General features: G+C 71.2%; 11 protein-coding genes and 1 pseudogene. 3 read left to right on the top strand and 9 right to left on the bottom strand.

Annotated elements, in window-relative coordinates:
• Nucleotides 1–222: pseudogene (locus H0488_RS16705) on the bottom strand (dihydropyrimidinase); the annotation flags it as partial.
• A gap of 1 nt (nucleotide 223) precedes the next feature.
• On the bottom strand, nucleotides 224–1072 hold the full coding sequence (locus tag H0488_RS16710; RefSeq protein ID WP_183100384.1) for a nitrilase-related carbon-nitrogen hydrolase: 849 nt from the start codon (nucleotides 1070–1072) through the stop codon (nucleotides 224–226).
• 123 nt (nucleotides 1073–1195) lie between these two features.
• Between H0488_RS16710 and H0488_RS16715 the strand changes: the two genes are divergently transcribed.
• Entirely contained in the window at nucleotides 1196–2521 is a 1326-nt protein-coding gene (locus H0488_RS16715; RefSeq protein WP_183100385.1) for an aminotransferase-like domain-containing protein, read from the top strand.
• Nucleotides 2522–2528: 7 nt separating this feature from the next.
• On the opposite strand, the gene H0488_RS16720 is transcribed toward H0488_RS16715, so the two are convergent.
• Entirely contained in the window at nucleotides 2529–3986 is a 1458-nt protein-coding gene (locus tag H0488_RS16720; protein ID WP_183100386.1) for a M28 family metallopeptidase, read from the bottom strand.
• A 157-nt stretch (nucleotides 3987–4143) separates the two neighbouring features.
• On the opposite strand from H0488_RS16720, the gene H0488_RS16725 reads away from it, so the two are divergent.
• A complete protein-coding gene (locus tag H0488_RS16725) occupies nucleotides 4144–5121 on the top strand; it encodes a DUF4349 domain-containing protein (RefSeq protein WP_183100387.1) in 978 nt (325 codons plus the stop codon).
• Here the strand turns inward: H0488_RS16725 and H0488_RS16730 are convergent.
• The 6 genes from H0488_RS16730 to H0488_RS16755 form a co-directional block, all read right to left on the bottom strand.
• Nucleotides 5118–6638: a hypothetical protein gene (locus H0488_RS16730; protein ID WP_183100388.1), complete on the bottom strand. Its 1521-nt coding sequence runs from the start codon at nucleotides 6636–6638 to the stop codon at nucleotides 5118–5120. The two genes, H0488_RS16725 and H0488_RS16730, sit on opposite strands and share 4 nt — an antisense overlap.
• Nucleotides 6613–7332 carry an ABC transporter ATP-binding protein gene (locus tag H0488_RS16735; protein WP_246372354.1) on the bottom strand — a complete coding sequence of 240 codons (720 nt, stop codon included), beginning with the start codon at nucleotides 7330–7332 and terminating at the stop codon, nucleotides 6613–6615. The genes H0488_RS16730 and H0488_RS16735 overlap by 26 nt, the downstream gene beginning before the upstream one ends.
• 83 nt (nucleotides 7333–7415) lie before the next feature.
• Nucleotides 7416–7997, bottom strand: coding sequence for a hypothetical protein (locus H0488_RS16740; RefSeq protein WP_183100390.1), 582 nt, complete (start codon nucleotides 7995–7997; stop codon nucleotides 7416–7418).
• Nucleotides 7998–8058: 61 nt separating this feature from the next.
• Nucleotides 8059–8376, bottom strand: a complete 318-nt coding sequence (locus H0488_RS16745; protein WP_183100391.1) for a hypothetical protein — start codon at nucleotides 8374–8376, stop codon at nucleotides 8059–8061.
• A gap of 257 nt (nucleotides 8377–8633) precedes the next feature.
• On the bottom strand, nucleotides 8634–10826 hold the full coding sequence (locus H0488_RS16750; protein ID WP_183100392.1) for a 3-hydroxyacyl-CoA dehydrogenase NAD-binding domain-containing protein: 2193 nt from the start codon (nucleotides 10824–10826) through the stop codon (nucleotides 8634–8636).
• A 33-nt stretch (nucleotides 10827–10859) separates the two neighbouring features.
• Nucleotides 10860–12071: an acetyl-CoA C-acetyltransferase gene (locus H0488_RS16755; RefSeq protein WP_183100393.1), complete on the bottom strand. Its 1212-nt coding sequence runs from the start codon at nucleotides 12069–12071 to the stop codon at nucleotides 10860–10862.
• Nucleotides 12072–12154: 83 nt separating this feature from the next.
• On the opposite strand from H0488_RS16755, the gene H0488_RS16760 reads away from it, so the two are divergent.
• Nucleotides 12155–12907 carry a MerR family transcriptional regulator gene (locus H0488_RS16760; RefSeq protein WP_183100394.1) on the top strand — a complete coding sequence of 251 codons (753 nt, stop codon included), beginning with the start codon at nucleotides 12155–12157 and terminating at the stop codon, nucleotides 12905–12907.
• Nucleotides 12908–12964: the final 57 nt, after the last annotated feature.

Below are 12964 nucleotides of genomic sequence, written 5' to 3' on the forward strand. Positions count from 1 at the left end.
GCCGAACGGCAGCTGCATGTGCGTGTGCGCGTCGATGCCGCCGGGGATGACGTACTTCCCGGTGGCGTCGACGACCTTGTCGGCGCTGCCCTCGAGGTCGGCGCCGAGCGACTGGCTGCCCGGCGCGAGCACGGCCACGATGGTCTCGCCGTCGACGAGCACGTCGGCGGCCACCGGTCCGGTCGCGTTCACGACCGTGCCGCCCTTGATCAAGATGGTCATGTCAGGGCCTCGCGATCGCGGTGTACGAGTCGGGCCGGCGGTCGCGGTAGAACTGCCAGTCGTCGCGCATCTGCTGGACCATGTCCATGTCGAGGTCGCGCACCAGGAGCTCCTCCTTCTCCGCCGAGCCGCGCTCGCCCACGAAGTTGCCGCGCGGGTCGATCACCTGGCTGGTGCCGTAGAAGTCGACCGCCTCGTCGCCGTACTCGTTGTCCTCACGGCCGACCCGGTTGGGCTGCAGCACGAAGTAGCCGTTGGCGACCGCGGCGCACGGGCCCTCGACCTCCCACAGCCGGTTGCTCAGCCCCGGCTTGGTGGCGTTGGGGTTGAACACGATGTGGGCGCCGTTGAGGCCGAGCTCGCGCCAGCCCTCCGGGAAGTGGCGGTCGTAGCAGATGTAGGTGCCGACCTTGCCGACCGCGGTGTCGAACACGGGGTAGCCCAGGTTGCCCGGCCGGAAGTAGAACTTCTCCCAGAACTTGTCGAGGTGCGGGATGTGGTGCTTGCGGTACTTGCCGAGGATCGTCCCGTCGGCGTCGACGGTCACCGTGGTGTTGTAGTAGACGCCGGTCTGCTCCTCCTCGTAGATCGGGAGGATCATCACCATGCCGAGCTCCTTCGCCAGCGCCGCGAAGCGCTGCACGATCGGCCCGTCGGCCGGCTCCGCGTAGCGGTAGTACTTCTGGTCCTGGGTGATGCCGAAGTAGGGGCCGTAGAACAGCTCCTGGAACGAGATCACCTGGGCGTCCTGGGCTGCTGCGTCGCGCGCGAACTGCTCGTGCTTGTCGAGCATCGACTCCTTGTCGCCGGTCCAGGTCGTCTGGCTGATGGCGGCTCGCACGATGGTCATGGGGTCCTCCGAGGGAAGTCGGTGGTCGAGGAGGTCGCGCTGCGACCGTCTCGAGACCAGGAAGTTCTGTTATCTTCCGGGTTGAACATTTCGCTTCCATTTCCCTCTTGTCAAGGGTTGGGCATGGATCTGACCGCCATCACCGACAGCACGCCGCAGGGGATCGCCGGTGCGTTCAGTCGCGCCATCCGGGCCGGCGAGCTGGCGCCGGGCGACCGGCTGCCGACCGTGCGCGGCGTCGCTGCCGACCTCGGCGTGTCCCCGGCGACGGTGTCGGCGGCGTGGCAGGCGCTGCGTCGTACCGGCCTGGTCGTCTCGCGCGGACGCGCCGGCACCTTCGTCCGCGACACCCCGACACCGTGGCTGTCACCGCGGCAGCGCGGGCTGGTCGGCGCCGGCCCGGACGGACTGCGGCTCGACCTCTCCCGCGGCACGCCCGACCCGACGCTGCTCCCCGACCTCGGCCCCGCCCTGCACCGGGTGTCGCAGCGCGCCGGCGTGCTCGCCTACCAGGAGGAGCCGGTGCTTCCCGAGCTGCGGGAGGTGCTGGTCGCGTCGTGGCCCTACGAGACCGAGGCGATCACCGTCGTCGACGGCGCCACCGACGGCGTCACCCGGATGCTCGAGCAGGTCGTCTCGTACGGCGACCGCGTGGTGCTCGAGTCGCCCGGCTTCCCGCCGTTCTTCGACCTGGTCGAGGCGCTCGGCGCCGAGGTGGTGCCGGTCGCGCTCGACGACGCCGGGGTCACGCCGGACTCACTGCGTCGTGCACTCGACTCCCGGCCGGTCGCGGTGGTGCTGCAGCCGCGCGCGCACAACCCGACAGGCGTCTCGACCACCGTGGCGCGCGCCGAGCAGCTGGTCCGGGTGCTGCGGCGACGCCGCGACACCGTCCCCTGGATCGTCGAGGACGACCACTCCTCCGGCATCTCCGTCTCGCCCGACGTCAGCCTCGGTTCGTGGTTGCCCGAGCGGGTCGTGCACGTGCGCTCCTACTCGAAGTCCCACGGGCCGGACCTGCGGATCGCCGCGCTCGGCGGCCCGTCGTCGATCGTCGATCGGATCGTGGCGCGCCGGATGCTCGGCCCCGCCTGGACCTCCCGGATGGTGCAGACGATCCTGCTCGACCTGCTCACCTCCTCCACGTCGCTCGACCAGGTGGCCGAGGCGCGACGGCAGTACATGGCGCGGCAGCGGACCCTCGTCGGCGAGCTCGCGGCGCACGGCGTCGACCTCCCGGCACCCGACGGCATCAACCTCTGGCTGCCGGTCAGCGACGAGCGCGCCGCGATGGTGCACCTGTCCGCATCCGGCATCCGGGTTGCTCCGGGCGCTCCGTTCCTGGCCACCGACGGCGCCCAGTTCGTCCGGGTGACCTCCGGGCTGGTGTCGCCCGACGACGCGGCCGAGGTGGCGGTCGCCCTGGCCGCGGCGGCGGTCGCGCAGTGACCGGGTGTCACTCCGCGTTGATGGCCTCCCGGCGCGACGCGTAGAGATAGACCACGTAGGCGATGGCGTCGGCGTTGATGTCGAGCGCCTCGTGGCTCAGGTTGTCGATCCCGTCGCACGCCGAGTGGTAGCAGGGGTCGTAGGCCACTCCGGCCACGCCGCCCCACTTCTCGGCCTGGGCGGGCGTCTTGACACCCTCGGCCCCGGTGAACAGCCCTCCCGACGGCACGCCGTTGTTGATGAACGCCTGGTAGTCGGACCGGCCGGAGAAGGCCGTCGGCTCGGACGGGATGCCGCGCTCGGCGTAGTAGCGCTCGAACAGCGCCTCGATCTCGTCGGAGCCGTCGGGGCCGACCAGACCGAAGCCGGACCCGTCGCCGTCGTAGATGAAGAGGCCGTAGTTGGGTGAGCCCACCATGTCGAAGTTGAGGTACATCTCGATCGCGGCGAGGCCGTCGTCGGAAAGGTTGTTGACGTAGTACGTCGAGCCGACGAGCCCGGCCTCCTCGGCACCCCACCAGGCGAACCGCAGCCGGTTGGGCAGCTTCAGCTTGGCGATCTGCTCGGCCACCTCGATCAAAGCGCTCGACCCGGACCCGTTGTCGTTGATGCCGGGGCCCTCCGGCACCGAGTCGAGGTGGGCGCCCGCCATGATCACGTCGGCGGGGTCGCCCCGACGCGACTCGGCGATGACGTTCTCCGTCGTGGTCGGGGTCCGGGTGACGTTGGCGAAGAGCCGCATCTCCAGGTCCGGGATGCCCGCCAGCTCGGCGCCCAGGGCGTAGGTCGCGTTCAGGGCCGGGAGGTCGGCGGTGTAGTCGTTGCCGAGGGTGACCGCGGGGATGCCCTGCCGGCCCGCGTCAGCGGTGTTGCCCTGGTTGAAGAACAGCACGGCGGAGGCGCCGGCCGCGGCCGCGTTCTCGGCCTTGAGCTCGAAGGTGCAGGTGCCGCGCTGGATCAGGGCGATGGTGCCGGCCGGGAACCCCGCGAAGTCACTCGCCTCGCATCCGCTGGTCGACGTGTTGCCGAGGCCGAGCATCAGGTCGACCGGGGTGACGGCGGCCGTCACGTCGCCCGGCTCGGAGTGCGTCGTCGCGGCGAAGTCGGTGTCCTCGACGTAGGAGACGACGTCGGGGCTGGTCTGCTCGAGGGCGGACGGCCCGGCCTCCTCCCAGCTGAACACGTTGAACGTCTGCCGGGTGACGACGTACCCGGCCCTCGTCAGCCGGTCCTCGACGTAGTCGGCCGACGCTTCGTAGCCGGGCGACCCCGCCGCGCGGTTGCCGCCGTTGGCGTCGGCGATCGCCGCGAACGCCTCCTCGTGCTCGAGGACGCCGTCGAGGGTCACGCACTCGAGCAGCTTGCGCACCGAGTCGTTGGTGCGTCCGCACCCCGAGTCCTTGGCCTCGACCGGCGCCGTCGTGGCCACCAGTCCGGCCAGGACGGTCGCGAAGGCTGCCAGCATTGCGAAGATTCGCCGAGTCGATCTCACAGGTCACTCCCGAGCCCGGGGCGCCACCCGAAGGCGCCCGATTGTCCGACAATAGGGGGCGGTGTCCTGGAAGGGAATGGGGTCCGCGGTCGGGACGGAACCGATCAGCGGCTGCTGCCGTCGTACCTTCATGAGGTCTGCCGCACGCCGCCCGTCCCGGTCCCTGCTGGCGCTGGTCGCCGCCGTCCTCCTCGTCGCGACCGGGTGCGCGTCGTCGGGAGACGGCGACAGCGGGGACGCGAGCCCTGCGCGGGGCGAGTTCGAGGAAGCGGCCGGCGACGCGCCGGCCGACCGCGACGCCCTGGAGCGTTCGGGGGTTGACGCGGAGATGTTCGACCAGGCGAACGGGACGCTGGACAACGCCGCTCTCTACCAGGCGCGCCCCGACGACGAGGCGACCGGCCGCAAGATCATCGCGAAGGGCAACGTGTCGCTGCACAGCGACGACGTCGAGCTGACGATCGCCGACGTCGTGCGGATCACCGACGAGTACGGCGGCGAGATCACCGAGCGCGAGACGACCACCAACAAGGAGGGAGACCTGCGCACGGCGCGGCTGCTGCTGCGGATCCCGGTCGGTGCGTTCACCGATGCGCTCGCCGACCTCGAGGACGCAGCCGACCTGCAGTCGTCGAACTCCGGCGCCGAGGACGTGACCACGAAGGTGATCGACACCCAGGTCCGGATCCGCGCCCAGCGCCGCAGCCTGGCCCGGGTCGAGGAGCTGCTCGACCGTGCCCAGTCGATCAGCGACATCATCCGGATCGAGGGCCAGCTGACCCGCCGCCAGGCCGACCTCGACTCGCTCGTGCAGCGGCTCGACTACCTGAAGAACCAGACCTCGATGTCGACCATCACCGTCAACATCGCGCTCCCCCCGAAGGAGAAGGAGGAGCCGAAGAAGGAGGAGCCCGAGGAGGCCGGGTTCCTCGCGGGCCTCGAGGACGGCTGGAAGGCGCTGAAGTCCTTCGGCACCGACGTCGCCACCCTGTCGGGCCAGGTGCTCCCGTTCACCGTCGTCCTGTTGGTCCTCGGCGTCCCGCTGCTGCTCCTGGTCCGGCGGTTCCGCCGCTCCGGCGCCGACGCCCCGGCCGACGCGACGCCCTAAGCCGCCACGACGGCGACGACCGCGGCCCGCTGCTCGGGATCGAGCCAGCGTCGTCGTACTCCCGCGAGGCGGACGGTCGACCAGCCGACCAGGACCGTGGCCAGGAGCAGGACGAGGTCGGCGCGCCCGACCTCCGCGAGGCTGGCGAGCACCATCGTCGTGGACGTCGTGACGAGGGCGAGCCGGACCGAGTAGCCGACCATCGCAAGCGGTGGTGCGGGCGTGGCCCGAGCCGAGCGCAGGTCGACGGCGTAGGGGGACTCCAGCGACCACCGCAGTCCCCCGCTGAGTGCCTGGCCGGTGACCACCACGATCGCCGCGGCGACGGCGACCACCTCGGCCCCGCTCGGCCGGCCCGCGCCCAGCGCCGCGAGCCCGACCGTCACCAGCGCGGCGCCCAGCAGCAGCTCGGCGACCACCCAGGCACGCGCCGCCAGCGGGAGCCCGGGCGACACCGGGAGCGTCTCGCGCCACAGCAGGCCGCGGCCGTCGAGGCACCACACGTTGACGCCGAACAGGAGCACGCAGCCGGAGACCACCAGGCCGGGAAGCACGACGAGGGTCGCCCAGGGAACGGGATGGACCAGGGTCGCGGCGCCCGGGGCGAGCGCGAGGAAGAACGTGCCGCGCCGCAGCGGGACGCTGCGCCAGACCGAGCCGCGGTCGGTGCGCACCAGGGCGGAGAAGGCGGACCGCGGCGCCCGACGGGCGGCGTACGAACGGCTCTCGATCCGGCCTTCGTCCCGTGGCGCCCGGCGCGCGACCCGGACGGCCGCCTGCCCCCCGAGGACGACGAACAGCGCCGTCGCCACCAGCAGCGCGCCCGTCGCGACCGACGCCCGGCCGTTCCCGACGAGGGCGGCGGCGACCGCGCCGGCCGGACCTCCGAGCGCGACGTCGCGGGCGACCGGAAGCACCCCGACCAGGGCTCCGCCGGCCACGCCCAGCCCGATGACCGTGCGCGCCGCCAGCACGCCGCCCGGCCCTCGCCGTACCCACTCGACGGCCCAGCCGGCCAGCTGGCCGAGCGCCGTGGCAGCCGCGATCCAGGCAAGTGCCAGCGCGAGGCGAGGGACCAGCTGCGCCGGGTGCGGCCCGGTGAGGAAGGCCGTGATCCCGAGCAGTCCCCACGTCTGCAGCAGCCACGCCGCGCTGAGCGGAGCGAGGACCAGCGCGCCGAGGTGGTCGGTGACCGGACTGATCGGATGGACGGCCGCCGGGTCGCGCGCGAGCAGCTCGCGGCCGCCGCCGGACGCGACGGCCGCCGCCGCGGTCAGGGCGACGAGAGCGACGAGGTACGCCGGAACGACGTCGGCCAGCCGATCGAGGGTCGTCGGGTCGCGCTCCGGCCACCAGGCGGGCACGGTGGCAGAGCCGACGGAGACGACGACCAGGACCGTGAGCGCGACCGCTGCCGGACGCCGTCGCTGCAGGGTGCTGACGCGGAACCACAGCAGGTGCCGGAGATCGGTGACCGCGGTGAGCCAGTCCTCAATCCAGGAGCGCACGGTAGGCACGGGCCCCCTCCTCGCCGGCCATCGCCGCGGCCGGGACGGTGGCGACGCGGGCGCCACCACGCAGCACCGTCACGTCGCCGCACGCCCGTACGGCGAGGTCGCGCAGGTGGGTGGAGACCAGGACGCCGGCCCCGCGGGCCCGCGCGTCGTCGATGGCCGTCAGGGTGGCCTCGACCCCGATCGGGTCCACGCCGTCGAAGGGCTCGTCGAGCAGGAGCACGGCGGGCTCGTGGTGGACCGCGAGGACGACGGAGAGCCGCCGCGACATCCCGTGGCTGAAGCCGGCGGTGACCCGGTGGGCCGCGTCGCCGAGCTCGAACCGCTCCAGCAGGTCGCGGGCGCCGCGCTCCCAGTCGGTGAGCCGGCGGAGTCGCGCAGACAGCTGGAGGTGCTCCCATGGCGTCGCACGCGGGACCAGCCCGCCCACGTCGGGGCAGTAGCCGACCAGCCGCTTGACGGAGAGCGGGTCGGTGCGGACGTCGTACCCCCGGACGCGGGCGACGCCCGCCGTCGGTGGCACCACGCCGGCCAGCACGCGCATGGTCGTCGACTTGCCCGCCCCGTTGCGGCCGAGCAGCGCGAGGGCGTGCCCGGGCGCGACGCGTAGGTCCACCCCGGCCACCGCCTCCACGGCTCCGAACTGGACGCGCAATCCCGCGACCTCGATCGCAGGGCCCTCCCCGACCCCCGTCATCGCGTCCATGATCCCGGCATCGGCCCGTCCCGTCCGGCGAACGTGGAAGGACGGCCGCTTCGGTGCGTGGGCAGTCGGAGTGGTTAGCCGCTGGCGATCCGCTCGCTCCACGTCTTGAGCCGCGGGCCCGGGCCGAGAGCGTTGTCGCGCCAGAGGTTCTCGTCCTCGACGTAGGACTCTGCTAGCGCCTGGTACCGGATCCAGCGCGGGCGCCGGAGGCAGCCCCGCGGGATCTTCACCCGGAGCGTGTTCGCCTCGAAGTCGGACCGCGCGCGCAGTCCGCTGCACTCCAACGGCAGCTCGTTGATGCCGCGCCAGATGCTGGCCGAGGTGTAACGGCCGTCCCAGTCGACGAAGACGTGCACGGCGAAGCGCCGACGATCGCTCGTGCGCAGGTAGACCGTGAAGCGGATCTCGTCCGAGACGCCAGTCCGAAAGCGGCGATACGTCGCCTCGAGCACGACCGTGTGCGGAGAGTGGATGACGACGGTCCGACGGAGGTCGGTGTTGACGACCGACCCCTCCGGCGTGAAGCCGTTGAAGCCCTCCGGCGACCACACGTCGTACGTCTCGTCGACCGTCGCGTCACGCTCGGCCGAGGCCGGCGCCAGGGCCGGAACCGTCCAGAGGACTCCTGCAAGGATCAGGACAGCCGCGATTCGCATGTCGCAACCGTAGGTCGCTCCGCCCACGCTCTGGCGCGGATCGTGGACATCCGGTCACTGATCAGTCGATGCACTGGTTCCACTGCTCGGCGGTCCAGCTGCCGTCGTCGAGCTGCCAGGCGTCGAGGCTGAGCAGGGTCCGGGACTTCGCGCTCAACACGTTGATGTTCCTCTTGTCGCCGTCGCGTCCGACGAGCCGCACCGAGGACGCCCGCGGCGTCTGCGCGACGAGCTCCCGCTTCAGCGCCGCCAACGTCGGCGCGGCTGCGATCTGCTCGTAGTGGCTCGTGCAGCCGGGGTTGCCTCCTCCGCTGCTCTCACCCGGGCCGCATCCGCCCAGCACCACCACTGCCGTGATGCCCGCGACCGTCGACCCCACCCCACCCCTCATGAGGGTCCGACGGTGGGTCGTTCGCGCAGGTTCCGTCGTACTCGGACATCGACCCGCCCCGGTGACGACTCGATCGCCACTCGCGCCCCAGAGGTCACATCCCGCAGGGGAAACTGGCGCTTGTCGGGCATTGCAGTGCCCGACAAGCGCAGGAATCCCCGGTCGACCGGGGATTCCTGCACCAGGCCCCCCAACGCCCGAAGGGGCCGCCGCTCGCGCGACGGGCCCTCCGGGGGTGATGCAGGTCAGGCGGGGAAGGACCCACCCGAGGCGGCGAGCTCGCGCAGCCAGGGGGTGGCCTGGAACCGGTCGCCGTACTTGGCGGCCAGCTCGTCGGCCCGCTTGAGGAAGGCGTTGAGACCGATCTCGCCGGTCTCCTTGTCCTCGTAGCCGGTCATGAACTGGGCGGCGCCACCGGTCATCGGCGGGAAGCCGATGCCCATGATCGAGCCGATGTTCGCGGCGGCCGCCGAGGTGATGACGCCCTCCTCGAAGCACTTCGCGGTCTCGAGGGCCTCGGCGAACAGCATCCGGTCCTTGATGTCCTCGATCGACGGCTGCTCCTCGGCGACGGGGAACAGCTCGGCGAGACCGGCCCAGATCGAGCCGCGCTTGCCGTCCTCGTAGTCGTAGAAGCCCGCGCCACGGAGGCGTCCGGCACGGCCGGCCTCGAGCATCTTGTGGACGACGGCGATGCCGGGGTGCTCGACGTAGTCGTTGCCCGCGGCCTCCTCGCCCTCCTTGGTCGCCTTGGCGATCTTCGCCATCAGCTCCAGGTTGAGCTCGTCGGACAGCTGGAGCACGGCGGCCGGGTAGCCGGCCATCAGGGTGCCGCGCTCGATGGAGTACGGCGCCACGCCCTCCGCGAGCATCGCCATGCCCTCGTTGACCATGTAGCCGATGACCCGCGAGGTGTAGAAGCCACGGCTGTCGTTGACGACGATCGGGGTCTTCCGGATCTGCTGGACCACGTCGTACGCCTTCGCCAGCGCGACGTCGTTGGTCTCCTTGCCGGTGATGATCTCGACCAGCGGCATCTTGTCCACGGGGGAGAAGAAGTGCAGGCCGATGAAGTCGGCCGGACGGTCGACGCCCTCGGCGAGCTGCGTGATCGGCAGGGTCGAGGTGTTGGAGCAGAGCAGCGCGTCCTTGTTGATGAACGGCGCGATCTCGGCGAACACCTTGGCCTTGAGGGCCGGGTCCTCGAAGACGGCCTCGATGACCAGGTCGCACCCGGTCAGGTCGGCCGGGTCGGCGGTCGCGGTGATCCGGCCGAGCAGCTCGGCCTTCTTCTCCTCGGTGGACTTGCCACGCGAGATCGCCTTGTCGAGGAGACCCTCGGAGTACGCCTTGCCCTTCTCGGCGTTCTCGACGGCGACGTCCTTGAGGACGACCTCCATGCCGGCCTTGGCGCAGACGTAGGCGATGCCGGCGCCCATCATGCCGGCGCCGAGCACACCGACCTTGGTGGCCTTCCACGGCTCGATGCCCTGCGGGCGGAGCGAGCCGGAGTTGATCGCCTGCAGGTCGAAGAAGAACGCCTGGATCATGTTCTTCGAGTTCTGGTTGACGATCAGGTTGGTGAGGTAGCGCGACTCGATCCGCGAGGCGGTGTCGAAGTCGACGCTCGCACCCTCGACCGCGGCCGACAGGATCGCCCGGGTGGAGGGGTAGACGGCGCCCTTGGTCTGCTGGCGCAGCAGCGCCGGGAAGACGGGCAGGAAGCCGGCCAGGGCCGGGGACTTCGGCGAGCCGCCGGGCATCTTGTAGCCGGGGGCGTCCCACGGGTTGAGGGCGCTCTCGGGGTTGGCCTTGATCCACGCCATCGCGGCCGGGACCAGCTCGTCGCGGGTGGCGACCAGCTCGTCGACGACGCCCTTCTTCAGCGCCGTCTGCGGGTTGAACTGGGTGCCCTGCAGCAGCACCTCCATCAGCGCGTTCTGCAGGCCGAACTTCCGCACGGCCCGGGTGACGCCGCCGCCGCCGGGCAGCAGGCCGAGGGTCGCCTCGGGGAGGCCGACCTTGACGCTGCTGTCGTCGACGAGGATCCGGTGGTTGCACGCGAGGGTGATCTCGTAGCCACCGCCGAGCGCGGCGCCGTTGATCGCGGCGACGACCGGGCGGGGGAACAGCTCGAGCCGGCGCAGGCCGGCCTTGACGCTCTCGGCAAGGGCGAAGATCGCGGGGGCGTCGTCCTTGGTCGCCTCCACCATGTTCTTGAGGTTGCCACCGGCGAAGAAGGTCTTCTTCGCGCTGGTGATGACGACGCCGGTCACGTCGTCCTGCTCCTCGTAGAGACGGTCGACGGCGGCCTTCATCGAGTCGATGTACAGCTCGTTCATCGTGTTGGCGCTGGCCGTCGGGTCGTCCAGCGTCAGGGTGACGATGCCGTCGGCATCGCGCTCGTACCGCACAGCGGTCTGGGTGTCAGTGCTCATTAGAGTTCGTTCAGTCCTGTCTCGGTGTCCGGGTCACACAAGCTCGACGATGGTGGCGATGCCCATGCCGCCGCCGACGCAGAGCGTGGCGAGGCCGCGGCGCAGGTCGCGCCGCTGGAGCTCGTCGATCAGCGTGCCGAGGATCATCGCGCCGGTCGCACCGAGCGGGTGACCCATGGCGATCGCGCCGCCGTTGACGTTGGTGATCTCGTCGCTGATGCCCATGTCGCGCATGAACCGCATGGCCACCGCGGCGAACGCCTCGTTGATCTCGAACAGGTCGATGTCGCCGACCTCGAGGCCGGCCTTGGCCAGCGCCTTGCGGGCGGCCGGCGCGGGACCGGTCAGCATGATGACCGGGTCGGCACCCGACACGGCGGTCGCGAGGATCCGGGCCCGCGGGGTGAGCCCGAGGTCCTTGCCGACCTGCTCGCTGCCGATCAGCGTCAGCGCGGCACCGTCCACGATGCCCGAGCTGTTGCCGGCGTGGTGGACGTGGTTGATCTTCTCGACCCAGTGGTACTTCTCGAGGGCCACGCTGTCGAAGCCGCCGTCGGCACCCATCTGGGCGAAGCTCGGCTTGAGGCCGGCGAGGCCCTCGACCGAGGTGTCGGGACGGACGGTCTCGTCGTGCTCGAGCACGGGGATGCCGTTGATGTCCTTGACCGGCACGACCGCGCCGGAGAAGTAGCCGTTGGCCCAGGCCTTGGCGGCCCGGTGGTGCGACTCGGCGGCGTACGCGTCGACGTCCTCGCGGCTCCAGCCCTCGATCGTGGCGATCAGGTCGGCGCCGATGCCCTGCGGGACGAAGCCGGCCTTGAACGCGGTGGCGGGGTCGGACGCCCAGGCGCCGCCGTCGGAGCCCATCGGCACCCGGCTCATCGACTCGACGCCACCGGCGACGATCAGGTCCTCGAAGCCACCGCGCACCCGGCTGGCGGCCTGGTTGACGGCCTCGAGCCCGGAGGCGCAGAAGCGGTTGAGCTGGACGCCCGCGACCGTGTCGGGGTAGCCCGCAGCGAGGGCCGCGGTCTTGGCGATGTCACCACCCTGGTCGCCGATCGGCGACACGACGCCGAGGACGACGTCGTCGATCCGGTTGGTGTCGAGGCTCGGGTTGCGCACCTCGAGCTCGTTCAGGAGACCGACGGCCAGGTCGACGGGCTTCACCTCGTGGAGGGAACCTGCCGCCTTGCCCTTGCCCCGCGGAGTGCGGAGGTGGTCGTACACGAATGCTTCTGCCATGACCGTCCTTGAGATTCGGGAAACACGCACCGAGGGCGCGTGCATGAAGGGTGGCTGCACCTGATTGTGACACTATTACTGTCATGGTCAAGGGAGAGGGTCGTGCGACACAGGTCACACCGAGCCCCGAAGGCGGTCCGGAGAGCGAGCTGCTCACGCTCGAGGGCCTGACCCGACGGGTCGGGATGAGCGTGCGGACGGTGCGGTTCTACACGTCGAAGGGACTGCTCCCGCCGCCGATCCGCCGCGGCCGCTCCGGCTACTACACCGCCGAGCACGTGGCCCGGCTCGAGCTGGTCCGCGAGCTGCAGAGCCACGGCTTCACCCTGGCCGCCATCGAGCGGTACGTCGCCGGGATCCCCGCCGATGCCACACCCGAGGACATCGCGCTGGCCCGCACCATGCTCGCGCCCTGGCAGTCGGACCTCCCGGTCGAGATGGACCACCAGAAGCTCGAGACAAAGGTCGGGCGACCCCTGTCGGCCGAGGACATCGCCACGCTGCAGGCGCTCGGCGTGCTGCGGGTGCGCGGCTCGACGTACCTCGTCGCCCACAACCAGCTGCCCATCGGCGCCCGGCTGCTCGAGCTCGGCTTCCCGCGCGAGGTCGCGGTCGCCGCGGCCGCGGTCTACCAGGAGCACGGCGAGCAGATGGCAAAGGAGCTCTACGAGGTCATCAGCGACAAGCTGGCGCCGTTGTACGGCGACCAGCAGTCAGCGCACTTCCGGGAAGTGATGGAGCGGCTCAAGCCGCTCTCGGTGGGCGGCCTGGTGACCGCCTACGAGGCGGCGGTCGCGCGGGCCGCCCGCAGCCCGAGGGCTAGCGACGCCCGCTGAAGCTCGAGGCGCTGTGGCCGCCGCCCGAGGAGCCCGAGCCACCGGTACGCCGGCCGC

The organism is Nocardioides pelophilus (assembly GCF_014180685.1).
GTDB classification, from domain to species: Bacteria; Actinomycetota; Actinomycetes; order Propionibacteriales; family Nocardioidaceae; genus Nocardioides; species Nocardioides pelophilus.

Excerpts from the sequence above, each read along its gene's own strand:
- H0488_RS16710 (WP_183100384.1), bottom strand. The coding sequence starts at position 1,072 with ATGACCATCGTGCGAGCCGCCATCAGCCAGACGACCTGGACCGGCGAC.
- H0488_RS16715 (WP_183100385.1), top strand. The coding sequence starts at position 1,196 with ATGGATCTGACCGCCATCACCGACAGCACGCCGCAGGGGATCGCCGGT.
- H0488_RS16720 (WP_183100386.1), bottom strand. The coding sequence starts at position 3,986 with ATGCTGGCAGCCTTCGCGACCGTCCTGGCCGGACTGGTGGCCACGACG.
- H0488_RS16725 (WP_183100387.1), top strand. The coding sequence starts at position 4,144 with ATGAGGTCTGCCGCACGCCGCCCGTCCCGGTCCCTGCTGGCGCTGGTC.
- H0488_RS16735 (WP_246372354.1), bottom strand. The coding sequence starts at position 7,332 with ATGACGGGGGTCGGGGAGGGCCCTGCGATCGAGGTCGCGGGATTGCGC.
- H0488_RS16740 (WP_183100390.1), bottom strand. The coding sequence starts at position 7,997 with ATGCGAATCGCGGCTGTCCTGATCCTTGCAGGAGTCCTCTGGACGGTT.
- H0488_RS16750 (WP_183100392.1), bottom strand. The coding sequence starts at position 10,826 with ATGAGCACTGACACCCAGACCGCTGTGCGGTACGAGCGCGATGCCGAC.
- H0488_RS16755 (WP_183100393.1), bottom strand. The coding sequence starts at position 12,071 with ATGGCAGAAGCATTCGTGTACGACCACCTCCGCACTCCGCGGGGCAAG.
- H0488_RS16760 (WP_183100394.1), top strand. The coding sequence starts at position 12,155 with ATGGTCAAGGGAGAGGGTCGTGCGACACAGGTCACACCGAGCCCCGAA.